Here is a 21365-nt window from a genome sequence, read left to right on the forward strand (position 1 = left end):
TCCTACAATCGGAGGCATGACACAGGTCGCGAAACCCCGGGAGCTGTCGTCACCGGAACGTTTGCAGGCGTTTACCGATGCCGTGGTGGCGATTGCGTTGACTTTGCTCATCCTTCCGCTCATGGAGAGTGTGGGTGAACTCGCGGACCATGACGGCACCACGTCGGAGTGGTTTGCCGAGGAGCAATACGCTCTCCTGGGTTTCGTCCTGAGCTTCGTCCTCATTGCAGTGTTTTGGGTGCACCACCACAAGCTTTTCCGCAGCGTCAAGCAGGTGGACTCCGGTTTGCTGTGGTTGACCGTGGCGTGGATGTTCACCATTGTGTGGATGCCCGTGGCTACGTCCCTCTCCACCCAGATGGATCCTGACTGGGCCCAACCCCTTGTCTACATTGGAACCTTGTTCGCCACCAGCTTGATGCTCCTGCTGGCTCGCATTTACCTACGGTCCCATCCGGACCTCCACGCCATGGATCCTGCCGAGACGAAATTCGGAATCCGGGCAGGTGTGGTCGTTGCCGGGCTCTTCCTGGCCGCCCTGGTCTTGGCACTCGTTATTCCGGGCGCCGGGAACCTTCCCTTGCTGCTAATGCTCCTGAGTGAGCCGCTCCAACGGCTGGACCGGCGAAGGTACCCCGGGACCCCCTCAAAAGGATAGGCACCTGAAGAATTCACCGCATAGGATGGATGCAAGGCAATTTCAGGAGGATCCGTGAGCAACCCCACGAAGAATGTTCGGTCGAGCACGGGCAGCGCTGAGCCGCTGGATGCGATCGATGAGCGAATCCTCGCAGCGTTGGTGGACGACGCACGTATCTCTAACAAACAGTTGGCCGAACTCGTAGGAATCGCCCCCTCCACGGCCCTGATGCGGACCCGGGCGTTGTCTGAACGCGGGATCATCGAGGGCTTCGAGGCCGTCCTGAGCCTGCCGGCCATCGGCCGCTCCGTGCAGGCCCTCATTGCTGTCCGCCTCCGCGCCCACGACCGCGACCAGATCGACCGCTTTACCGCACGCGTCCCCAAGCTTCCTGCAGTGATCTCCACTTTCCACACCACAGGTTCCGTGGACTACCTGCTGCACATCGCCGTCGCCAACACTGACGACCTCCGCAACTGGCTCCTGGACAACCTCGCCACTGACCCAGTGGTGGGGCACACGGAGACCACCATGGTCTTCCAGCACATCCCGGGAAACCGCGGACCGCTCCCGGAGTAGGCAATGGCCTGGGTTCAGGCCAGGGGTCGTCAGTCGCGCAACGCGCTCCGCAGTGAAATGCCCGCCAGCGTCAGCGCGGCCGCACCGCACACAACGGTGAAGGCCACGACGGCGGTCTGCAGGCCCAGTGCCGAAACAGCCATTCCCAGCCCGACCACCGGAACGGCGCTGCCCAGATACGTGATCACGTAAACGGTGCTGATGACTTGCGCGTGGCGGGCAGCTTCAACCTTGCCGGCAACTTCGTTGAAGACCTGACGGAAGGCCAGTCCTTGGCCCACTCCTGCCGTAATGCTCGCAGCAACCAAAAGCCAGGGGCTGGACCAGGCAGCGGCCGCACCCACAAGGACCACGGAAACGCCAAGCACCGCAAGTGCTGCAGGGACAACAAAGCGCCCACGGGCTCCCAGGAGCTGGCTGAGCGCTGACGCACCCAATGTTATGCCGGCCAGTACACCGATCAGGGGCCTCGAATCGGCATGGACAACGCTGGCGAAGTAGCCCGGTGCCAAGGACAAGCAGAAACCGAACACAGCGAAGCTCAGGAACCCGGTGGCCGCCGCCATCCAAAATGCTCCACGTGCGTCGCTGGAGATGGACGGCTTCCTCGGGGCAAGGACTTTGAGCGGCCTGGGCCCGTCTGCCGGCGCAATGGCCGGCCTGGCTTTCAACAGCCACAAAGGAATGAGTGCAGCAAGCAGCACCGCGGAGTGAACGAGGTACGGCGTGCGTGTGGGGTCTGGTAACAGCGACAGGAGCCCCCCGATGGCCGGACCTGCAGCAACGCCTCCCGCGGAGGAGAGCAGCGTAAAGCGGGAGGCCCAGTCAGGCCGCTGTGGCAGGAGTTCACGCAATGCCGCGGCGCTGGCTCCTGTAGCGAGTCCGACTGCTACGCCTTGGAGCGCCCGGCCCAGGGACAACGCGGCCAGAGTGTCGGCGTTGGCAAAGATCAGGCCTCCTGCCAGTCCCACGATGACGGCCAGCACCAACGCGGCGCGCCGCCCGATGTGATCGGACCAATGCCCTGCCACCATCAACACCGCCACCAGCGCCACGACGTAGCTGGAGAAGGCCACCGTCACGTCCAACGACGACATCCCCAGCCGGGCCTGGAGCAAGGGATACAAGGGGGTGGCCAGGTTTGCGCCGACCAGCAGCGTAAATATCACGACGCCGGTCAGGACAAGCCTGGCCGTTGTGGAGGCATCCCATCCCCATCGTTCGGCGGTGGCCGGACGCATGCGGAGTTCGCTCAAGACAGTCATTTCCATGCCTTCGGACTCGGTGGCTGCCTGACGCGTCCTTGTGGGGGCCAAGAGCAGCTAAGTATTGATGGCAATAGAATGCAGTAACCCTGCGCTCAAAGGGCGCCGGAAATGCAAAGATTGAGCAAAATACTCAAACTAGTGCAAGCCAAGTGAGCTGGAGTGAACATTTGAACACCCTCGACCCCATGGACACCAAAATCCTCCTTGAACTGATCAAGGATCCGCGCATCCAGATCGCCGAACTGAGCGATGCGCTGGGCATAGCGCGCAACACAGCCCAAAGCCGGGTCAAGCGCCTGCTCCGTTCCGGTGTGCTGCAGGCAGCCGGTCGGGAAGTCGACCTGGAAAAGGTGGGGTACGACGTCGTCGCTTTCGTGACCATCGAGGTCACCCACCGGGAACTCGACGGCGTCATCGGCGCCTTGCGCCTGATTCCCCAGGTCCTGGAAGTCCACGAAATCTCCGGTCGCGGGGATTTGTGGTGCCGGGTGGTGGCAACGGACACCCACAATCTGCAGTCCGCTTTACGTTCCGTCCTCCGAACAAAAGGCGTCATCCGGACCGAGACAGTGTTGGCTCTGCACACCCATATTCCCTATCGGACCGAACCCCTCATCGGGAGGATGGCAACAGCTCCAACACGGTCCAGCCAGGAGCGCCAGAGCGCTGAGCCCAGGGCCTGAACGGACTAGGATTCTAGGCATGGATTGGCTCTCACACATCTCCCAGATCAACTGGCTCGCCGTACTTCTGGCCTTCGTTTCAAGCATGGTGATCGGATTCATCTGGTACATGCCGGCAGTCCTGGGGCGCAGGTGGATGCAGGCCATCGGCAAGACCGAGGACGATCTCAAGAACATCGAGGGCGGCGCGGGAATTTGGGTGCCCATGATGCTGGCAGCGGCCGTCACCAGTCTTCTCCTGGCCATCCTCATCAGTGCGCTGGACCTGAACACCTTCCTGGCCGGCGGCTTCTTCGCCTTGGTACTGGCCATTGTTTTCCGTGCCGGAGGCCATGTCATCCACAACGGCTTCGCCGGCCGCCCGTCCGCAGTAACGGTTATCGATTCCGGCCATGACATTGTGGCCATGACGATCGCGGGCGCGGTCATCGGAGCCATGCAGTAGCGTTCAACCAGTGACCATTATCGACAACGCCGTATACGTAGACGGCGTACGCACTGCAACCCCGCATAGCCTTGAGCAAACGTTCGAAACCCTGGCGGAACACGGCGGCATGGCATGGATCGGGCTTTATCGCCCCACCAAAGACGAGATGGCCGCCGTCGCCCAGGAATTCGGGCTCCACGAACTCGCCGTGGAGGACGCCGTCTCTGCGCACCAACGCCCCAAGCTCGAGCGGTACGACCACAACTTGTTCACCGTCCTGCGCCCGGCCAGATACCTTGACGACACCGAGACAGTTGAGTTCGGCGAACTGCACATCTTCACGGGGCCCAACTTCGTGGTGACCATCCGGCATGCCGAAACCGGTGGAGTAGCCCGGGTCCGCCATCGGCTTGAGACGCGTCCGGACCTTCTCTGCCATGGGCCTGAAGCCGTGCTCTACGCGCTCCTGGACCAAGTGGTGGATGACTATGCGCCCGTGGTGGCTGGCCTTGAGAACGACATCGACGAGATCGAGGACCAGCTCTTCAGCGGCGACAGCGCCGTCTCGCGCCGAATTTACGAGCTCGCCCGTGAAGTGATCCAGTTCCAGCGGGCCATTCAACCGCTCCCGGACATGATGGCGCTTCTGGAAAAGGGATTCGAAAAGTATGGCGTGGATATTGAATTGCAGCGCTCTCTCCGTGATGTTGAGGACCACGTTCAGCGGGTCATCTCCCGTGTGAACTCGTTCCGGGACCTCCTTCAGAACGCGCTCACCCTGGATGGAACACTGACCGCCAACCGGCAAAACGAGGCCAGCGCAGCCCAGAACGAGCAGGTCAAGAAGATCTCATCATGGGCGGCAATACTCTTTGCACCGTCCTTCGTAGCGGGCGTCTACGGGATGAACTTCGACCATATGCCGGAGCTGCACTGGGACTTCGGATACCCGCTGGCGGTGGGACTCATGTTCGGTGCCGCCTTGCTGATGTACCTTATCTTCAAAAGAAAAGGCTGGTTGTGACGCCTGCCTTGGTGCCGGGATCCCGCTCAGCGAAGGATGCCGCCAGGGCTTTCACCGAAGGTATGGCGCTCGACGCCGCACGGTCGGGTTTCGAACTTGAGCCCAGCCAGCGCCAAGCAGCCGAGCGGTTGGCGGCGTTTGGCGCCCAGGTGACCGGCCGGCGTCGAACGCTTTCCCGAAGGTCGCCACGAAGCCTCTACCTCCATGGGCCGGTGGGACGCGGCAAGACGTGGCTCATGGACAGTTTTTACGCGAGGCTGCAGGCACGGAAGCGCCGAGTACACTTCCATGACTTTTTCCGCGGACTGCACGCGGGAACCCACAACGTCGATGCCGGCAACGGAACTGCCATCCAGCAGTCCGTGGACGCCCTGTTGGCGGAAATCGATGTGCTGTTCTTTGACGAGTTCCACGTCCATGACGTGGGAGACGGCATGTTCATTTCCCGCCTGCTGCGGACGGCCGCGCAACGCCGCATACCCTTGGTAGTGACCTCGAACTACGCTCCGGACGAGTTGCTGCCCAATCCCCTCTGGCACGATCACTTTGTGCCCTCCATCGAGGCCATCAAGGAGATGATGGACATCGTGGAGATCAATGGCGCTTCGGACTTCCGTAGGTTTCCCGCCGGCGGATCTGCCCCCGGGCCCGGGCCGGAAGGGTTCCGCGCAGGCCGCATCATCGCCCCTGGGACGCCACGCCAGCTTGGACGGCTGGGGCTCTTCACGCCGTCCCCGTCACAGAGCCGGGTGCTGACGCCCACCACTCAGCCGATCGTGGTCAGGAACTCGGATCCGGATCTCCTATGGGTGGGTTTTGAGGAGTTGTGCGGCGGTCTGACGTCTACGTCTGACTTCCTGGCATTGGCTGAACGCTACGCAACGTGGGTAATCGACCAAGTCCCCTCGCCGGCTGGTGCCGGCCCGGACTCAGCGCCGGCCTGGCAGCGGTTCAGCAACGTGGTGGACGTCCTCCACGATCAAGACATCACGCTCTTCCTCATCGGTAAAGGCCCCTTGGACTGGGACGTAGCAGCGCCTGGAAGTGCCCTGCCCGTGGATCTGGCGCGCATCGCAAGTCGGTTGTCCTTGCTGGGCCGCTCCGACATTGACGAGGCCCTGGCACAAGAAGAGGCCGCCGGAAGCTGAGCTTCCGGCGGCCTCTGTGCCTGCTTGGGCTGAGCTTGGCGCTAGATCACGCCGCCGGCCGCGGACGGAGCGCCTGCGTCTTGTCCCCCGTCGCCGACGGTCTCGCGAGCGATGTAGTTCTCGATGTCGAAGAGGTTCTCGGCACGTTCGGTAATGTTCAGCAGCGTGGTCATGGAAGCGACCTCTTCAACCTGTTCCTTCAGGAACCACAGCATGAACTGCTCACCCAGGGCGTCGCCCTCGGCACGGGCAACGCGGAACATCTCTTCGATGTTGCGGGTGACTTCCTTCTCCTGCTCCAAAGCCAATGCGATGGGCTCCTTGGCGTTGGAGAAATTGTTGCGAACAGGGGCTATGCCCGGGATCTCAACGTGCACGTTACGGTCCAGCATGTACTGAACCATCATCATGGCGTGGTTGCGCTCTTCAAGGGACTGCCGGTAGAAGTGACGAGCCAACTGCGGCAGGTCTTCACCATCAAAATACACAGCCACTGCGATGTATTGCTGGGAGGCAGCAAACTCGTTGGCGACCTGGGCGGACAACAGCTCATTGAATGTCTTCTTAGCCATGGCACGATCCTACAGCCGGGCGGGGGCACTCCTGACCGTGAAGTTCGCCACTCCTCAGGGCAGCAACGCCGCGATCCACACACCACTCGCAGCGGCGAGGACGCTGGCCGCCATGGTCCCCAATCCGTTGACCAGCGCCACGCGCGTCCGGCCACTTTGCACCAGGCGGATCGTCTCCAGGCTGGCCGTGCTGAACGTGGTGTAGCCGCCGAGGAACCCTGTCCCCACGATCAACAGCAGGGACTCCGGCGCCTGCCCCCGCATCACCAGACCGGCCAGGAAGCCGAGCACCAAAGAGCCGGTTACGTTGATCAGGATGGTGCCCCATGGAAGGGCGGTCTTCACACGGGCCCGGATCAGCCCATCCACGATGAACCGAACAGCTGCGCCGACGCCTCCGGCGAGCGCGAGGAGGAAGACCGTCACGGCTGACGCCCCCGGGCACGCCTGTGATGCCACGCGCCCAGCCAGATACCCACGGTGGTGGCTGCCGCACCGCCCAGCAGGCTCGCAGCCAGGTATCCCGCAGCCGCAGTCGCCGCACCCGCGATGAACAGATGGACGGCATCCAAGGCGAGTGTGCTGTACGTGGTGTAGGCGCCCAAGAACCCCGTTCCCAAAGCGAGCCGCAGGACGCGGCGACTTCCGGCGTCGGGCCCTCCGCGCGACAGCGCCTCCAACAAGGCGCCCAGGGCCAACGCACCTGAAAGATTGATGACCAAGGTTGGAAGCGGCCAGGCGCCCGGCGCCGGAATCACGAGCCCCAGACCGTACCGGGCGAGGGCTCCCAGCACTCCGCCGGCCGCTACGAGCCCTATGAATCCCCAGTGGAGGTGGACTGGCCGCATACCCTCAGTCGTCGTCATCGTCGTCCGGGACCCGCGGGTTCACGGGCACCACGAGTACGGGGCGGTCCTGCCTGTGGAACAGGTGGCGGGCCACAGACCCGGCTGTCAACTCTTTCAAAGCTGCAGTCAGCTTGTGCTCCCGCGTCCCCACCACAATCATCGAGGCACCGATGTCTTCGGCTTCGCGAGCCAGAGCGCGTGCGGGCTCCCCTGCCAGGCGGATCATGGACCATTCGACGTTGCTGCCGGCAAGTTGCGAGGCGAGGACAGACCTCAGCGTTTCGGGTATCTCCTGGACCTCGTCATTGACGCCGTCAGGATCAATCGGGGCAGAAGGGCCGCCCGTGGTCCCGTCCACCGGGTACACCGTGACGTCGGCGTAGGCGAGCACGAGCCCCAGGCCGGCCGCGGCAGCTAAGTGCGCTGCTTGTTCGACGACGACGGGCTGTTGCCCGGGCATGACACCCACCAAAATGGGGCCGGCGATGCCTGTTGATGCCTCGGGACGTTGGGCTGGGGTCTCAGTCACAGGGCTAGTCTACGGCGCCGATTTTCGGCTCCAATCGGCGAACACACTGCGCCTGAACCTCAGTTCCCGTCTCGTCACCGTAAAGCAGCGTGCAGGGTATGTCGTAAACAGGTGTCACTGTGAACGTACCTTGGGGCAGCATCTTGCCTGCGGACCGTGCCTAACCGCGGCGGCGACCCGCCCACCAGCCGAACAGCAGCGGAACCACGGACCCGATCATCAGCGTGTTGCCCAGGACGGCGTCGTCGGACCGAACCACCGAACCCGCGATCAGTATGGCACCGAAGATCAAGACGGCTACTGCTCGTTGGGCAGTTCGGATGAGGCGGGCCAGCTGCTGTTCAAGGCGCCGGTTCTTCACCTGCAACGAGCCGTCCTCGATGTGCGTGACGAGCGCGTCCAGACGCTTCGGCAGGCGCACTGCGAGCGAGGCGGCGTCGAGGGCTTGGGCTGCAACGTCCTTCGCGAGGTTGCCACGCTCGTCCCGCAGCAACTGCGCCGCGTAGGGTTCCACTGAATCCCACAGGTTGAAGCGGGTGTCCAGTGAACTGCACACACCGGACGTCAGCGACATGGCCCGGATGATCAGCAGGAAATTTTCCGGCAACTGGAACGGCAGTGACCTCACCACAGTGCCAAACTCTGCACCGAAATCACGGAACTCCCGCGGGTCCACCTCGCGTAGCTCGGCGAAGCCCATCCCGCCAAAACGAGCGAAAAGCTGCGTCATTGCCCTTTCAAGCTCAGGTTTGTCGGCGGAGGGCATCAACACACCAACATCGCTGATGGCGTCCACCAGCCCCTTCCCATCCCGCGAAGCTGCAGCGATCAGAAGCTTCCGCAGCCCGCTGCGCGTCGTCGCCGGGACGTCGCCCATCATGCCGAAGTCGATGAACGTCAGCTTCCACGGACGATCCCCTGAATCCGTACTGGGTGTGACGAAGATATTGCCTGGGTGCGGATCAGCATGAAAGAAGCCGTTGGTGAACAACTGGTCAAACATAACGGAAGCAAACACGGGAGCAACTTCCCCCGGGTCGATCCCGGCTACCTTCAGCCCCTCCGCATCCGTGATCTTGATGGCGGTGACATCTTCCAGGGTGAGCACGCGGCGCGTGGTTCGTTCCCAGACGACCTCTGGCACCGTTACCCTGGCATCTCCGGCGAAGTCAGCGGCAAAGCGTTCCGAGTTTGCCGCTTCATTGAGGTAGTCGATCTCCTCAAGACTTATTTGGGCGAACTCCCTAATCAGCGAAGGCACATCGGCTCGATCCGAGACGATGCGGATACGACTCAGCCAGCCTCCCACCCTGCGAAGTGCTGCCAGATCGATGTCCACTATGGCGCCAATGCCAGGACGTTGCACCTTGAACACCACGCTGCTGAGCCCGGTATCGGCTGCATTGCCCGCCAAGAGTTTGGCGCGATGGGCCTGCCCCAGAGACGCCGCGGCGATGGGCGTCTCGTCGACGGCGGCGAAAACAGCTTCCAGGGGCGCCCCCAGCTCCGCCTCGGCCAGTGCACGGATTTCATGGAAGGGTACCGGGGGCACCTCGTCCTGGAGTCCTTCAAGTTCGGTGGTGATTTCCGGTGGCAGCACGTCAAGCCGGGACGACATGAACTGGCCAACCTTGATCATCAGGCCACCAAGCTCCACAGCGAGGGCATGGAAGCGCTGCGCGAAGCTCCGCATCCTGCGGGCCCGGTTGCTTTCGGCAATCCTGCGCAGCCCCACCTTGGGCAGGAACAGTTCAAACCACCACGTCACTGCAAGGTGCCAGGCAGCGAACCGCAAAATGCGGCGGTAGCGGGCGCGCGCGTTCCCACCGCCGGGCAATGCATCTGCCCGGTCGCGGTCAACCAGTGTCAACCGTCAGTCCTGGGCAAGGATCTTGTACAGCTTCCGCCGTGCCTCTTCGAGCACCGCCACTGCCTCCTGCACTTGTTTGGGCGTACCGGTTCGCCCTACTTGCGCAGCCGCTTGGGCCAACTCCATGCCTGCCTTGGGCAATGCTGCGAAACCCGTTCCTGCAGCGCCCGCGGAGTCCCAGGGCGGGGACGCTTCAGCACTCGCTACGTCCTCTCGACCGGCTTCAGTCAGCGAATAGATTTTGCGGCCGTTGGATTCCTCGGAGCTGACAAAGCCTTCATCGGCCAGCAATTGCAGCGTTGGGTAGACGGAACCTGCGCTGGGCTTCCAGTTTCCACCGCTGCGTTCCTCGATTTCCCGGATGATCTGGTAGCCGTGCATGGGACGCTCGGCAAGCAGCGCCAGGATAGCCGACCGAAGCTCGCCCCTTCCGGCACGCGACCCGGAGCGTTTCTCGAATCGAGACCGAACCTCTTCGACGGCCTGCCACATGCCCTCCAGGTTGTTCCCCATAAATCCACTGGCCGGGAATGAATTGTGCATCAAACTCACCTCAGGATGTCGCGAACGATACTGAACGATATAGCTAACGATATATGCGCGGCGGTGCTGACACAATGGTTCGGAAGGTGATGCACATGAGGCGGGCGAGATAACGGAGGCAGACTTGATCAGCCATATAAGAATGGCCGGTTCGACCGAAGACTTGACCGGGATTGCCGGTATCGCCGCGGGGATTATCGAATCCCTCGGCGAATGGGGCGTGGGCCTGCTGTCACTTCTGGAGACGGTTTTTCCTCCGATACCCAGTGAGGTGATCCTCCCGCTGTCTGGATTCCTCACCCAGCAGGGAAGCATCAACATCATTCTGGTCTTCGCCACCAGCACCCTCGGAGCGTACGCCGGAGCACTGCTCCTCTATTGGCTTGGCTACAAGGTGGGCCTGGAACGCTCCATCCACTTGCTGTCCAAGCTGCCACTGGTGGACCAGGAGGATTTCGAAAAAGCCGCTGAATGGTTCGAACGGCACGGAAAATCCGCCATCTTCTTCGGCCGGCTGCTGCCCGGGGTGCGCAGCCTGATTTCCCTCCCCGCAGGCGCAGAACGCATGAACCTGATGACGTTCAGCATTTTCACTGTTGCAGGAACGGGCATCTGGAATGCCCTGCTCATCGGCTTGGGCGTATTGCTCGGCAAGCAATATCACTTGGTCGACCAATTCTCGCGGATCCTCAACTACGCCCTCTACGCAGGGCTGGCAGTCTTCGTGGCCTGGCTGATCATTCGCAACGTCAAAAGGCGGAAAGAACGGGCCAATTAGCACATGGAGGGCTTCAGCTCAGAGACCGGTAGGCTACCGGGCATGGACACCCAGACCCTTCCCGGCTCAGGCGGGGTCCGAATCAGGGCTCACATAACCGGGGATTCCAACGCCCCCGCAGTGTTGCTCTTGCATGCCCTGGGTGATCGAGCGACGGACTGGTCCGCTGCGACGGCCGCCCTGGCCCCGTATTTTCGGGTGATCGCCCTGGATCTCCGCGGCCATGGCGACAGCGACTGGCCAGGGAAGTACTCGTTCGAGTTGATGGCTGACGACGTAGCAGCGGTCCTCGACGTCTTGGACCTGAACAACGTCGTAGTGATCGGGCACTCCATGGGTGGCGTGGTGGCCTATATCCTCGCCCAGAAGCAACCCGACAGGATCGCGCGCCTGATCATTGAAGACGCCCCGCCCCCGTTTCCGCGAACCCGCCCGCTGCCCGCTCGGCCCAGCGGTGAACTGCTTTTCGACTGGGATGTGGTGCCCGCAATCGCCAGCCAGGTCAATGACCCTTCACGGCGTTGGTGGAGGCACCTCTCCGACATCACAGCACCGACCCTGCTGATTGGCGGCGGGACAAGCAGCCATGTACCCCAAGAATTGCTGTCCGAAGTCGCCGGGCTCATTCCGGACTGCACCGTGGTAACCCTCGATGCAGGCCACAATGTCCACCACAACGCACCGGAAGATTTCAACACCATCGTCCTGCAATGGCTCGGCAGCGCAAATGAGACGCGGTGATGATTTTCAGCAAGGCGAGAAGGCAGATTTGCCGTCAAATGTGGAGCTAAGGAGATTCGAACTCCTGACCTCTTCGATGCGAACTCGGGGTAACGCGGTATCACGAACGCTCATGAATTCCGGCCATAGCCCTGAAAATCGCGGATCCGGACCACAGTAGCTCACATCCGTTCACGTCCGATTCACGCTCGTTCACAGGCAAAGTGTTTTCCGGTGTCCCATCGGCCCAATGACAGCTGTGAGCAATCGGGCCGCATAGGGACAATCATGAAGACATCGAGCACAGAGATCAAAGAATCCACGTGGATGCCTCCCCCGTGCTGCCTGATGGTCAATCACGAGACTCGGCCTGGGGGTTCATCAGGCATTCGTCCATCCCAGAAGTCCCCACCTGCTTCACCCCTCCCTGGAAGCTGGCAGGAGTTATGCTAGTCGTTGGATTTATTGTTCGGTTTGTGGAGACAGACATGGGAATCGCTTTGGACGGCAAGGCAGCCAGTTCAGCCTGGCAAGGTGACACTCCGGATGGCACCTATGTCACGGTGTACTCGCGTGAATGGAAGCCCAGCGGTACAGCCAAAAACGACATCGACGTGATGGTGTACAACGTGAGTGACTCACAGGTGACCCCTTTCATCACGGAGATTCCGCAGCAGCCTCCAAGACCCTTGGATCAAACACCTCTGTGGCCCCACCTGACAGCGGCAATTGACAGGCTGGATGCCGCTGGTCAGGAGTTCAACCTGGGCATAGGGCTTGTATCCCGCACTGAGAAAGAGAACGGAACTTCAGGGGGCGAGATCAATCTTCAGCTGAGCACGAACTCATGCAGTCTCCTTCCCGATGACCGCTGGAAGACACTGGAGCAGCCACTGTATAACTACTGGCTGATTCCCCAACGTCCCCGGACCCCGGAGTCATCGGCATCAAAGTCTTGCACCACCGGAGCGTCGACAGAAACCGCGGGAAGCTGATGGTCAACCCTCACGAACCGCCGACGAAGAAGCCCTCGAGGAAACGCCGGTCCCAGCGAAGGAAGACTCTTGAGCGACGGCTACCGATTGTACTCTCGGCCGTGATTCTGCTGGGGTTCATCGCCTACGGAATCAGCCTGCAGCTTGACCATTCGAGGCAAAGGGCCGAGATCGAAGCCAAGGTCGAATCCAAAGGTGGCCAGGTCCTCGATCTCAAGTGGGGCAACGGGTATCGCGCTGCTTCAGGATGGTCCGTGGGCCACGTCGATGTTCTCTTCGAAGGTCAGCGAAGTCGTTGCTCCCTTGACGGCCTGCAGCGGAACCCTGCAGTGTTCGAATGCGACCCCGCCGTCAATCCGTAGGCGCCCCGGGTTAGACGCCTGGAGGCTCTTGCCCAAGGAGCCGAATCATTCCATGGCCGCCTTCGTGGATGAACTCGGCGTACAACACGAAGGCCCGTCCATCCGCTTGCTCCTCAGCCCACGCCAGCACCTCAGTGACATCTGCGACCTCGGTAAGTTGCCACTCTTCAGCGACGCCGGCGGCCGTCCAGAAATCAACCCGGTAGGACGGTTCCAGGTCAACACGGTTCACGTACCGCGGGTCAACGGTTCTTGATTTCACCATCGGAGCCTACGACACGCCCAGACGAGGATGAATCTCTCCTAGATAAACAGTGGTGGCTCCAGCCGGATCGTGACGCGAAAACCGGGATAGCTTTTCTCCTCAGGTACTGTCCTTGGGCTCTGGCACATTTCAAACGACCGAAAGGTCTCGGCTATCACCAGCCACTGTGTCACCGAGACCGCATTGCTCCTGGCCTCAGAGCATAGGTTCCCGTCAAATAGTCTTGGGTCATGGCTCAAACGAAACCCACGGCAGCCGGTCTCCACGAGCCAACGACGGAGCGTATTCGCCAGCAACCGGTGAATCGACGCGTAATCTGGGGCGCAGGTTTCCTGGCTTTTGCCGCATTTGCCATGTGGGCAAACCACGCCACCAACGAGGCGGATTTGGCCGCTTCACGAGACGGCCTGCTCCTCTACGCCGGCATACCCGGTCACTCAATCGCCGCTTGGTTCCTGATCGTCGCCCTCCTCGGCGGAACAGCCGGCCCGGTTCTCCTCATCCCCGCACTGATTGCCAAAATTCCGCGAAAATTGCCACGGCGCATCATCGGGTGGACATCGCTGGTGGCCGCTGCCGCGGCGGTGCCGTACGTGGGCATCCTCTCCATCCTTGCCTACATGGGCGTCTACGGCATGGGGGACAGCCTGAGGATAGTAGCCCCAGACGGACAGTCCGTGATCGTGACACAGGATGATTTTGACGGCGACAGTGTGGACATCTACATCCCCAACGACGACTTCCACTACAAATGGGTCCGGAGTGCTCCTGAAATCTCAGGGTGGCCGCGCGTGGAAGATCAAGATTGCCACTTGGACTCCGCCGACGGGGTACTGCGGTTGACCTGTGGAAGCAAAACAGTAGTTATTTGACCTAGCCAATTCTGCCCGCTCGAGCTCCTTCCACTCCCACCCGCCGCCATGCCTTCACTACAGCCGGCGTTCCGGCCGAGAACGCTCGCTGCTCAGGTAATTCCCTTGAGACCGCCCACTCCTCTCTACCCCGAAGACGCGGAGAGTGAAATGCATGACTGCAGGGGGTGCGGCCATAGAGCCGCTGGTTCACATCTAAGACTTTCGCATGGACTTCGGGGAGACAACGGTCATCAAAGACCTCTCCTTCCACGTTCAAGCCGGGGAAACGTTCGGATTCCTGGGCAGCAACGGCTCGGGCAAAACCACCACGCTGAGAGCCTTGTTGGGCATCTACCAGCCCACCGTCGGCACCCTACACATCGACGGGAAACCTTTCGGACCCCGCGACGGTGCCCGGCTCGGGTACCTGCCGGAAGAACGCGGCCTCTACAAGAAGGAACACGTCCTGGACGTCATGGTCTACGTCGGCCGGCTCAAAAGGGCTGAGCAAAGCTGCCGCTAAATCCTGGTCCATGGCATACCTGGAACGGGTTCAGCTGGGCGTGACCATCATGAACAACCCGGAACTGCTCATCCTGGACGAGCCCACCAAGGGCTTCGACCCCGTGAACCGGCGGCTGCTGATGGCCATCATCGAGGACCAGAAACTCGCCGGCGCGACCGTCATCATGGTCACCCACCAGATGGAGGAAGTCGAACGCCTCTGCCACCGGGTGATCCTCCTCAAAGACGGCACCTCCCGCGCCTACGGGACCGTCTCGGACGTCCAGGACCAATTCGGAGGCACCGTCTACCGGATCAACTACGACGGCACCCTGCCCGGCTCGGAGCTGTACGACGACGCCTCCCATGGCCCAGGCACCGCTGACCTGGCACCCAAGCACGGCTCCACCCCAAACAGCGGTGCTGCGCGAACTCATCAACGCCGGAGTCGGGGTCCGCAGCTTCACCACCGAGCGGGTCTCCCTCGAGGAGATCTTCATCAGCGTCTACGGAGAACAGAACGACCAACCCTCCCCCACCACTGCTCCCGCACCCGCCAAACGGCCTCGCTGAGCCGCCACAACCTGGGCACCGTCGTCGGGTTCGAATTCGGCCGCACCGTCAAGAAACCGCATGTCCCTGACCAGGTTCATGTCTGATGCTCAGCGAGCAACCTTCGGCAAAGCCGGAGACAAAGTCGCGGCCCGGGCCAACCCCCGGGATGACGGCGGCGGTAGGCGCAGGATTCGGCCTGATGGGTGGCGCGATGATTGTCCTGGCTTTGACCGGCACTGAGATATAGAACTTTCCACCGTGGACAACTTCTGGCCGGCAGTGCTCTTGGGTGCTCCTCTCGTCGTCGCAGGTTCCCTCATTCTCATCTTCAGACGGCAGGCTCAACGAGTGGTGCACGCCCGCTACCTCAAAGCTCAGGAACGACACCCGGACATCCGGTTCCCCGGCAAGTCGCTCGTAGTTCTTCTGGGAGCAACCATCCTGTTGTTCGGCATTGTTGCCATTGCACTCGGACTGGTCATCCCCATCCGGACCGGGTATGGGACAAGATGATTGGATGAGGAGCATGGACATTATTGGGGACGGGACCGCCGAACATTTTGAGGACCTGGTAGCGGTCGACCAAATCGCGCAGCAGGACTCTGGACGGCGGGCAGAACTCAGGAAATGGCTCGCATCAGGATCGGTCAGAGTCGCCACAAGGGGCGGCTCCCCTGTCGGTTACACAGTGGTTGAGCCTTCCTTCTTCGGCAATGACTTCCTGGTGCTCATCGTGGTCGGCGAGCAACATCGCAACGCCGGAATCGGCCAACTTCTCATGAGCGACGTCGAGGCTAGGGAGAGGGACACGAAGCTTTTCACTTCGAGCAACCTGTCGAACCAGGTCATGCAGGGCCTGCTCGCACGCCGCGGATGGGCGCCCTCGGGAATGGTCTTCGGACTGGACCAAGGAGACCCCGAACTCTTCTACCAATTCCCGCAGTCGCCCAACCTGCCTTCAGAGCGTGACGGCGCTGCTGCGATGCCACATTCCGAATCCTGACCTTTGGCGAGCATCACCTGATTCTTTGCCTAGACTGACGGGAACTGCGCCACAGAGCGTACAGAACTATCAGGCGTACCAGCAGAAATGGAACCGATCAATGCCACTCTTCCGCCGCAAGTCGACCCCCATGGACGGGACGTACACCTTCCTCACCCAATCGCAGGGCGAAGAGATGCGGCGGCTATGTTCAGTGGTTTTTGCCGAGTCGGGCCGCCAGTCCACTGTCGCTGACGATCACATTTCCGGCGGGGACGGATACCAGTACGGTCTGGAAACGGTCGCCCGCATCCTCAAGGACGTGCCCGAAAGCGATTGGAAGAGCGTCCTGAACCAGTACTTTGACACGCGCTTCCGGGAACACGATATACCCAGCCTGAGGGACTTGAGTATCGAAGCACTCGCCTCGCGGACCAGGGCGAAAATTATCGACCCAGCGACCGTCACCCCAGAGCAGGCTGAAGAATCCTTCAACTATGTTCGGTGGATAGCACAGCTGCCACTGCTGATGGCCTACGACGGACCCGACACCATCTCCTACCTCACCGATTCGGACGTGGAACGGATTGGGGACCTCGCATGGGACGTGGCACGGCAGAACCTGCTACTTGAAGGCACCGGTCAACCACAGCACATCACCTCTGATGACGGTGGTTCCATGTACGGCATCATGTCGGAATCGAACTTCCAATCGACGTGGGCTGTCTTTCCGGCTGACCTTGTTGAAGCCCTGAACCTGGATGTCGGAGAGCACGGCATGTTGATCTCCGCTCCGGCCGCCACCGCTCTGAACTTCCACATCCTTGGGGAAAACAGCACCAGCGAGGACCTGCAGTTCATGGCCCGGATGGCCGCTGCCCAGTACGACAGGCTCACCCATCCCCTCAGCCAGCACGTCTACTGGTGGCACGGCTCGGACATGGAACCTTTGACCGTCATCGAGGACAACACGATGGCGTTCAGCATCCCGGAAACGCTGGCGTGGGTCCTCAAATAGGCCGCGTTCGCGTCGCAGTCGGGTCACCGGCGGCGGATGGTTGGGCACTGGCTTCGGCTTGCTGATCCTAACGGCATTTACGACCTCCTGGGCTTGGTGGGCCGGGTTCGATCTTGCAGTCGGCCAGCACTCCGCGGCCTACTACAGGGACCAGATCCCGGTCCGACGAACGGTCATGGCCGTGTCCGTAACTGTGCCGGCACTTGCCGCCGCCGTCGTGTGCTGGATCCTCGGGACCGAGGCTGTCAGCAGAGCCGTTTGCTGGGCCGATCACGGTAAAAGGTCAGTGGGAGTCAGCCCGGTTCTCTGCGGTTTCCCTCCGAAGCACGTGTCCCCGCGCCGCAAACTGCCTCATTCACTAAGCCCAGCCTCCCGAGTATGGTGATGCCGAAGGGGGACATATCATGCCTTTGGGTCAGTCGTCATTACATAGTGCGTGGCCGCGCGACATGGTCATAAGTGTCGACCGCTGTCCGGCTCATCTGTCACTGCTTCTGTTTGTGCGAGAAGCTTGGCGGCTGGACGGGATTGAGGAAGTTCCCGCCTTGGCCGCTCCGCCGGATACTGGCGACTCTGAACTACCGCGGAGTCCGGACGCTGACGAGTGGGAAGAGCGCTGGAAAAGTGCATGGGCCAGAGCCATGCACTGGTACGAAATAGAAGACACAAAGCACATTCATCCCACTTCAGAACTGATGAAGACGCAGTCTTTACCTGGCCGTAAACTCCATCCCGCTATCCCGCCATCGTGGTCCGATGAGTACGGCTTCAAAGGGTTGGACAAGTCAGCATTCGTCGGCTGGTTCACCAAGGTCCGCGATGTGAGAATGCCGGTAGAGCCGAGCCCGGAGCGGATTAGCTTAGCCGTGCTCATCGAAGCTTGGAACACCGGTCTCGAAACCATCCTTACGCTCCCGTTCCGCGGACACTTCGCGAAGCGACTCACCCCGAGACATCTCCTCATTTCAGACTCAACCCACTCCGATCCGATGCAATTCAGTCAAGCACTGCGGAGTGCTCCGCGGATTTAGCGGTCGTCGAGTTCGGCGTTCCAGATGGCGTCCTCGTTCTCCTGGATGTGCAGTCGGATGTCCCAGGCCTTCGAGTGGCTTCGCCGGTCCGGTGAAGGCACCTCCTTGGGCCCTGCCTGAGCGATGGTGTTCTCCCAGTCCACGAGCTCAGATGTGAGCTTCAGGTCGGTCATCATGCGGACCATCTTGTCCAGCGCCAGCGTGAAGTAGACGCCGTCGGATGGCTGGTCGAACGGGTACAGGCCCTGGTCCTTGTATAGCTTCCGGATGACGGCCATCTGCTTCTTGTTCGGATAGAACGCCTTGTAGACGGACTTACCGTTGAACTCCTCGTACTGGACGCTCATGAACGCCGCCGTGTACTCACGGACCGCTGCCGGCGCTTCCAGCAGTGTCGGGGCGACCAGGACACTGAGTCGCGGGCTGGTGATCTCAAACGTCGGGTAGGCCAATGTCCCATGCTCATCGAGGCCGACACTCAGGGATGCCTCCCCCGGATGAGAGCTGTACCGCTGCAGGCTTTGCTCAAATTCTGTCCGGGCGTCATCCCACGGGGCTGGCTTGGCAAAGCGCTTGTACCCGGTCATCGGGAACGTAGCATCATAGGGCGGGTATTCGACGCCGGACGGGTGGAGCTGCTTCCATTCCACGGGTGCCTCCACACGGGGGTGGTCCATGTCATCGAAGCCTGCTCTGGCTTCTGCCAGGGTGTACCCGTCCCGCTCACGGGAAGAGCCGAGAAGCTCCACCAACACGGCGCGGCCGGTAGGGACGTAGAAGTCGTCTTCGAACGGTTCCAACCCCAGCTGACGGCAGTACTCGACGAGCATCTCGTGGGTGAAACGGTCCGTTATCTTTGGTTCCTCGTACTTGGACGTGTCCTCGAAATCGTAGGGCTCGCCATTCTGGTTGAACTTCCACGGCTCAAAGTCGGTGAGGCTGAGAAATCTCTTCAGCCCGTCCTTGTCGTGGACCGTTAGATGCCGGGAGCCCCAGCGGCCGCGTGCGATCTCGATTGGTATGCGCTTGAGGTTCTTGGGAACGTCTTCAACTTCGATGGTCGAAATGCCTCGTGCGTCCGGGAAATGCATGTGAAGGGCGGCGTGCAGGTTTGCGCCCTGGCGGGAGCTGTCCATCACGGCAGTCCACTCCGGATTGGTCGTCTCCAGAAGAAGCCACCTGGAACCCCCGTCGAGCGGCAACAGCTTCTCGAGCAGTTCCTTCAACTTGCCGTGATGTTCTGTGACGCCCACACCTTGACCACCCCACTCCTCGGGACGGCCCTGTGCCCACACCCGCCATTCGAGGGCGGCTTCGTCCAGCGGACGGTTAATGAACCCGATGGTGCTGGTCACCGGAGCCCAGGCACCCCCCAGCAATAGCTTGGCCGACAACTTCTGGGCCGGTGTCTGACGCGGTGGCACTATGGGTTCCCTTTCTGACCGGGCGAGATTGATCGCCCCGACAGCATGCTGCCACATCAAGCCCCTATAACTTTGACCATGCGCATACGTAGGCCGCGCTTTGCTCTTACGTCAAATAACAATGGCCGGGATTTTCTGACCACTGTTATTAGACAGCCGTTCCTCGACGTTGTCGGCCGGATTTGAGGCGGTTGGCTGGCGGCAGGCTGTGATTGGCGGCAAGTATGCGCAGCGCGTCCATGGCCGGTGTCCGGTCGACTGGGTCCAGCAGCTGCCACGATCGGTGCCCCGGATCGGCCAGCTCTTTGTGCAGGGAACGAATCCTGGATTTGTCGCTGCCCTTCATCTGGGTCGCCGTGACCAGAGGTGTTCTGATGGTCGCGCAGAGGACAGCGGCATCATCGAGGTGCCGGTCCCTGTCCCGGGAGTCTTCGCGGTAGGCCGCTCCCTTCAAGACCAATGCCCCGAGGGCATTGGGGACGCTAATGAGGACCGGTTCGTCGTCGTCGACGGTCATTCGGCAGTTCACAGTCCGCTGCAGCGCCTGCGTGCCGCCGGATACCTGAAATGGTCTGCGGCCGCCGAGCGTCGGGATCTTCGCCGGGGCCAGGTGGTCGGCCACCATCACGTCGATCTGCTGCTTGCCGCGGAGGAAACGGTGGGCTGGTGCGTCATGGGAGATGGACTTCTCCAGGGTGTACCCAAGCCCGTTCAGGACAGCACTGACTGCAGCCGTCGTCGCCGCACCGGTCTCGATGTGCAGCACGATGTCGACATCCGCCGTTGGCCGGGAGACGGCAAGGCCTGCGGCCGCAGCGTGCAGCTGCACCATGAGCCCACCGACCAACGTCCATTGGGTGGACGGCAGGGCCCGAGCCAGTTCCACGCACTGTGGCCATGGCGTTCCCCAGCCTCCAAGAGGTACGGCCACGTCCCAGGTCTCGGGGTCATCTGCCGCTTCGGCGACGGCGTCCAGTTCAGCTTCAGCCATGGAGCAGTTCGTTGATGACGCGTTGTCCGGCGCTGCGTTCGCGGGTTGCCAGTGAGGCCATGAGGTCCACAGCGATAGCTGCCACCGGCGCCCGGCCGTCAACGAAGGGTTCATCCAAATCGACTTCATGAATGATGGCATTGCCGTCGGGGTCCTCAACCAGGCCGAACGCGTCCGCGAGGGCGGATACGTCGCCGAGCATGACATAGCCTTCGGCAGTCCCGCTCCCGCCGGCCATCCCGAAGGTCCCGGCAATGGATTCCGCGCGCATTGCCGAGGCACCACTGGGGATCAGGTGGTCGTTAAGTGCGGCCAGCCCGTCCGGGGTCGCCCGATAGCGGTGGGTTTTGTCCTTGTTCCGGGCAAGAACACGAACGGCGTCGGCGTCCAGCTCACGCAGTCGAGTCTTCAAGCGGGACTTCTCCGAAGCGCTGATCCATGTGGGGTTCTGACCAGAGAGCAGCGCCAATGCCGCCCAAGCAGTCTTGGCCGTCCAGGCGCGGCCACGACGGGTGCCGGCCATGGCCAGGCGCTCCACCGACGAACGATTGATGAGCAACATGCGGCCAGCGCGGCCACTGGCCGTCAACTGGCCAGACTCGAGCAGGTCATGAACAGAGGCGCGAGTGATACCGAGCCTGTCCCCGGCCTCCGCGACGGTCATCCCGCTCATGTCCTGCATACACTAAACCCTACAGTCGTAGGGCTTAGTGTCAATAGTTTAATGCGGACCCTGGCGCTAATCCCTACGGTTG

General features: G+C 61.5%; 25 protein-coding genes and 1 pseudogene. 15 read left to right on the forward strand and 11 right to left on the reverse strand.

Annotated elements, in window-relative coordinates; all coding sequences use genetic code 11:
• Nucleotides 1–16 precede the first annotated feature (16 nt).
• Nucleotides 17–658 (forward strand): TMEM175 family protein, encoded by a 642-nt coding sequence (locus ACR30Z_RS02010; RefSeq protein ID WP_144648512.1) that lies wholly within the window; start codon nt 17–19, stop codon nt 656–658.
• A 54-nt stretch (nt 659–712) separates the two neighbouring features.
• The gene (locus ACR30Z_RS02015) at nt 713–1219 is read left to right on the forward strand and encodes an Lrp/AsnC family transcriptional regulator (protein WP_011775479.1); all 507 of its coding nucleotides are present in this window, start codon (nt 713–715) and stop codon (nt 1217–1219) included.
• A 29-nt stretch (nt 1220–1248) separates the two neighbouring features.
• On the opposite strand, the gene ACR30Z_RS02020 is transcribed toward ACR30Z_RS02015, so the two are convergent.
• Nucleotides 1249–2484, reverse strand: a complete 1236-nt coding sequence (locus ACR30Z_RS02020) for an MFS transporter (RefSeq protein ID WP_144648513.1) — start codon at nt 2482–2484, stop codon at nt 1249–1251.
• A gap of 170 nt (nt 2485–2654) precedes the next feature.
• Here ACR30Z_RS02020 and ACR30Z_RS02025 point away from each other — a divergent pair, with 170 nt between their 5' ends.
• Genes ACR30Z_RS02025 through zapE form a run of 4 tightly spaced genes read left to right on the forward strand, consistent with a single transcriptional unit; the run spans nt 2655 to nt 5769 of the window.
• The gene (locus ACR30Z_RS02025; protein WP_144648514.1) at nt 2655–3170 is read left to right on the forward strand and encodes an Lrp/AsnC family transcriptional regulator; all 516 of its coding nucleotides are present in this window, start codon (nt 2655–2657) and stop codon (nt 3168–3170) included.
• Between the two features lie 19 nt (nt 3171–3189).
• A complete protein-coding gene (locus tag ACR30Z_RS02030) occupies nt 3190–3615 on the forward strand; it encodes a DUF1761 domain-containing protein (RefSeq protein ID WP_434371080.1) in 426 nt (141 codons plus the stop codon).
• 10 nt (nt 3616–3625) lie between these two features.
• Complete coding sequence (gene corA / locus ACR30Z_RS02035) at nt 3626–4621, forward strand: magnesium/cobalt transporter CorA (RefSeq protein WP_144648516.1); 996 nt, start codon at nt 3626–3628, stop codon at nt 4619–4621.
• Nucleotides 4618–5769, forward strand: coding sequence for a cell division protein ZapE (gene zapE / locus ACR30Z_RS02040; protein WP_434371081.1), 1152 nt, complete (start codon nt 4618–4620; stop codon nt 5767–5769). Before corA ends, zapE begins: the two co-directional genes overlap by 4 nt.
• A gap of 41 nt (nt 5770–5810) precedes the next feature.
• On the opposite strand, the gene ACR30Z_RS02045 is transcribed toward zapE, so the two are convergent.
• The 6 genes from ACR30Z_RS02045 to ACR30Z_RS02070 form a co-directional block, all read right to left on the reverse strand.
• Nucleotides 5811–6341, reverse strand: coding sequence for a ferritin (locus ACR30Z_RS02045; protein WP_434371082.1), 531 nt, complete (start codon nt 6339–6341; stop codon nt 5811–5813).
• Nucleotides 6342–6395: 54 nt separating this feature from the next.
• A complete protein-coding gene (crcB, locus tag ACR30Z_RS02050) occupies nt 6396–6767 on the reverse strand; it encodes a fluoride efflux transporter CrcB (RefSeq protein ID WP_434371083.1) in 372 nt (123 codons plus the stop codon).
• The gene (locus ACR30Z_RS02055) at nt 6764–7189 is read right to left on the reverse strand and encodes a fluoride efflux transporter FluC (protein WP_434371084.1); all 426 of its coding nucleotides are present in this window, start codon (nt 7187–7189) and stop codon (nt 6764–6766) included. The genes crcB and ACR30Z_RS02055 overlap by 4 nt, the downstream gene beginning before the upstream one ends.
• Before the next feature lie 4 nt (nt 7190–7193).
• Nucleotides 7194–7718 carry a universal stress protein gene (locus ACR30Z_RS02060; protein ID WP_144648520.1) on the reverse strand — a complete coding sequence of 175 codons (525 nt, stop codon included), beginning with the start codon at nt 7716–7718 and terminating at the stop codon, nt 7194–7196.
• A 160-nt stretch (nt 7719–7878) separates the two neighbouring features.
• On the reverse strand, nt 7879–9588 hold the full coding sequence (locus ACR30Z_RS02065; RefSeq protein WP_434371085.1) for an ABC1 kinase family protein: 1710 nt from the start codon (nt 9586–9588) through the stop codon (nt 7879–7881).
• Nucleotides 9589–9591: 3 nt separating this feature from the next.
• Complete coding sequence (locus ACR30Z_RS02070; protein WP_434371086.1) at nt 9592–10131, reverse strand: PadR family transcriptional regulator; 540 nt, start codon at nt 10129–10131, stop codon at nt 9592–9594.
• 142 nt (nt 10132–10273) lie between these two features.
• Here ACR30Z_RS02070 and ACR30Z_RS02075 point away from each other — a divergent pair, with 142 nt between their 5' ends.
• From ACR30Z_RS02075 to ACR30Z_RS02090, 4 genes are all read left to right on the forward strand, one after another.
• A complete protein-coding gene (locus ACR30Z_RS02075; protein WP_434371087.1) occupies nt 10274–10909 on the forward strand; it encodes a DedA family protein in 636 nt (211 codons plus the stop codon).
• A 42-nt stretch (nt 10910–10951) separates the two neighbouring features.
• Entirely contained in the window at nt 10952–11650 is a 699-nt protein-coding gene (locus ACR30Z_RS02080) for an alpha/beta fold hydrolase (protein WP_434371088.1), read from the forward strand.
• 467 nt (nt 11651–12117) lie between these two features.
• Nucleotides 12118–12624: a hypothetical protein gene (locus tag ACR30Z_RS02085; RefSeq protein ID WP_434371089.1), complete on the forward strand. Its 507-nt coding sequence runs from the start codon at nt 12118–12120 to the stop codon at nt 12622–12624.
• Between the two features lie 101 nt (nt 12625–12725).
• Nucleotides 12726–12986, forward strand: a complete 261-nt coding sequence (locus tag ACR30Z_RS02090) for a hypothetical protein (RefSeq protein ID WP_434371090.1) — start codon at nt 12726–12728, stop codon at nt 12984–12986.
• A 10-nt stretch (nt 12987–12996) separates the two neighbouring features.
• Here ACR30Z_RS02090 and ACR30Z_RS02095 read toward each other — a convergent pair whose 3' ends face one another.
• A complete protein-coding gene (locus ACR30Z_RS02095) occupies nt 12997–13248 on the reverse strand; it encodes a hypothetical protein (protein ID WP_434371091.1) in 252 nt (83 codons plus the stop codon).
• A gap of 233 nt (nt 13249–13481) precedes the next feature.
• Here ACR30Z_RS02095 and ACR30Z_RS02100 point away from each other — a divergent pair, with 233 nt between their 5' ends.
• The 5 genes and pseudogenes from ACR30Z_RS02100 to ACR30Z_RS02120 all read left to right on the forward strand — a co-directional run bounded on the left by ACR30Z_RS02100 (nt 13482) and on the right by ACR30Z_RS02120 (nt 17164).
• Nucleotides 13482–14123 (forward strand): hypothetical protein, encoded by a 642-nt coding sequence (locus tag ACR30Z_RS02100; protein ID WP_434371092.1) that lies wholly within the window; start codon nt 13482–13484, stop codon nt 14121–14123.
• 208 nt (nt 14124–14331) lie between these two features.
• A pseudogene (locus ACR30Z_RS02105) lies at nt 14332–15182 on the forward strand (ABC transporter ATP-binding protein).
• A 240-nt stretch (nt 15183–15422) separates the two neighbouring features.
• Nucleotides 15423–15677 carry a hypothetical protein gene (locus ACR30Z_RS02110; protein ID WP_434371093.1) on the forward strand — a complete coding sequence of 85 codons (255 nt, stop codon included), beginning with the start codon at nt 15423–15425 and terminating at the stop codon, nt 15675–15677.
• 13 nt (nt 15678–15690) lie between these two features.
• A complete protein-coding gene (locus ACR30Z_RS02115) occupies nt 15691–16167 on the forward strand; it encodes a GNAT family N-acetyltransferase (RefSeq protein WP_434371094.1) in 477 nt (158 codons plus the stop codon).
• A 100-nt stretch (nt 16168–16267) separates the two neighbouring features.
• On the forward strand, nt 16268–17164 hold the full coding sequence (locus tag ACR30Z_RS02120; protein WP_434371095.1) for a hypothetical protein: 897 nt from the start codon (nt 16268–16270) through the stop codon (nt 17162–17164).
• A 1027-nt stretch (nt 17165–18191) separates the two neighbouring features.
• Here the strand turns inward: ACR30Z_RS02120 and ACR30Z_RS02125 are convergent.
• From ACR30Z_RS02125 to ACR30Z_RS02135, 3 genes are all read right to left on the reverse strand, one after another.
• Complete coding sequence (locus ACR30Z_RS02125; protein WP_434371096.1) at nt 18192–19619, reverse strand: hypothetical protein; 1428 nt, start codon at nt 19617–19619, stop codon at nt 18192–18194.
• A gap of 148 nt (nt 19620–19767) precedes the next feature.
• A complete protein-coding gene (locus tag ACR30Z_RS02130; protein WP_434371097.1) occupies nt 19768–20610 on the reverse strand; it encodes a hypothetical protein in 843 nt (280 codons plus the stop codon).
• Nucleotides 20603–21292 (reverse strand): helix-turn-helix domain-containing protein, encoded by a 690-nt coding sequence (locus ACR30Z_RS02135; protein WP_144648533.1) that lies wholly within the window; start codon nt 21290–21292, stop codon nt 20603–20605. The genes ACR30Z_RS02130 and ACR30Z_RS02135 overlap by 8 nt, the downstream gene beginning before the upstream one ends.
• Nucleotides 21293–21365 lie beyond the last annotated feature (73 nt).

The organism is Paenarthrobacter sp. FR1, from assembly GCF_051106045.1.
Classification (GTDB): domain Bacteria; phylum Actinomycetota; class Actinomycetes; order Actinomycetales; family Micrococcaceae; genus Arthrobacter; species Arthrobacter nitroguajacolicus_A.

What these genes read in the sequence shown, in the direction of transcription:
- ACR30Z_RS02030 (WP_434371080.1), top strand. Translation starts at nt 3,190, where the DNA reads ATGGATTGGCTCTCACACATCTCCCAGATCAACTGGCTCGCCGTACTT.
- ACR30Z_RS02075 (WP_434371087.1), top strand. Translation starts at nt 10,274, where the DNA reads ATGGCCGGTTCGACCGAAGACTTGACCGGGATTGCCGGTATCGCCGCG.
- ACR30Z_RS02010 (WP_144648512.1), top strand. Translation starts at nt 17, where the DNA reads ATGACACAGGTCGCGAAACCCCGGGAGCTGTCGTCACCGGAACGTTTG.
- ACR30Z_RS02045 (WP_434371082.1), bottom strand. Translation starts at nt 6,341, where the DNA reads ATGGCTAAGAAGACATTCAATGAGCTGTTGTCCGCCCAGGTCGCCAAC.
- ACR30Z_RS02115 (WP_434371094.1), top strand. Translation starts at nt 15,691, where the DNA reads ATGGACATTATTGGGGACGGGACCGCCGAACATTTTGAGGACCTGGTA.
- ACR30Z_RS02020 (WP_144648513.1), bottom strand. Translation starts at nt 2,484, where the DNA reads ATGACTGTCTTGAGCGAACTCCGCATGCGTCCGGCCACCGCCGAACGA.
- ACR30Z_RS02080 (WP_434371088.1), top strand. Translation starts at nt 10,952, where the DNA reads ATGGACACCCAGACCCTTCCCGGCTCAGGCGGGGTCCGAATCAGGGCT.
- ACR30Z_RS02085 (WP_434371089.1), top strand. Translation starts at nt 12,118, where the DNA reads ATGGGAATCGCTTTGGACGGCAAGGCAGCCAGTTCAGCCTGGCAAGGT.
- ACR30Z_RS02100 (WP_434371092.1), top strand. Translation starts at nt 13,482, where the DNA reads ATGGCTCAAACGAAACCCACGGCAGCCGGTCTCCACGAGCCAACGACG.
- ACR30Z_RS02055 (WP_434371084.1), bottom strand. Translation starts at nt 7,189, where the DNA reads ATGCGGCCAGTCCACCTCCACTGGGGATTCATAGGGCTCGTAGCGGCC.
- ACR30Z_RS02120 (WP_434371095.1), top strand. Translation starts at nt 16,268, where the DNA reads ATGCCACTCTTCCGCCGCAAGTCGACCCCCATGGACGGGACGTACACC.
- ACR30Z_RS02070 (WP_434371086.1), bottom strand. Translation starts at nt 10,131, where the DNA reads ATGCACAATTCATTCCCGGCCAGTGGATTTATGGGGAACAACCTGGAG.
- ACR30Z_RS02130 (WP_434371097.1), bottom strand. Translation starts at nt 20,610, where the DNA reads ATGGCTGAAGCTGAACTGGACGCCGTCGCCGAAGCGGCAGATGACCCC.
- ACR30Z_RS02135 (WP_144648533.1), bottom strand. Translation starts at nt 21,292, where the DNA reads ATGCAGGACATGAGCGGGATGACCGTCGCGGAGGCCGGGGACAGGCTC.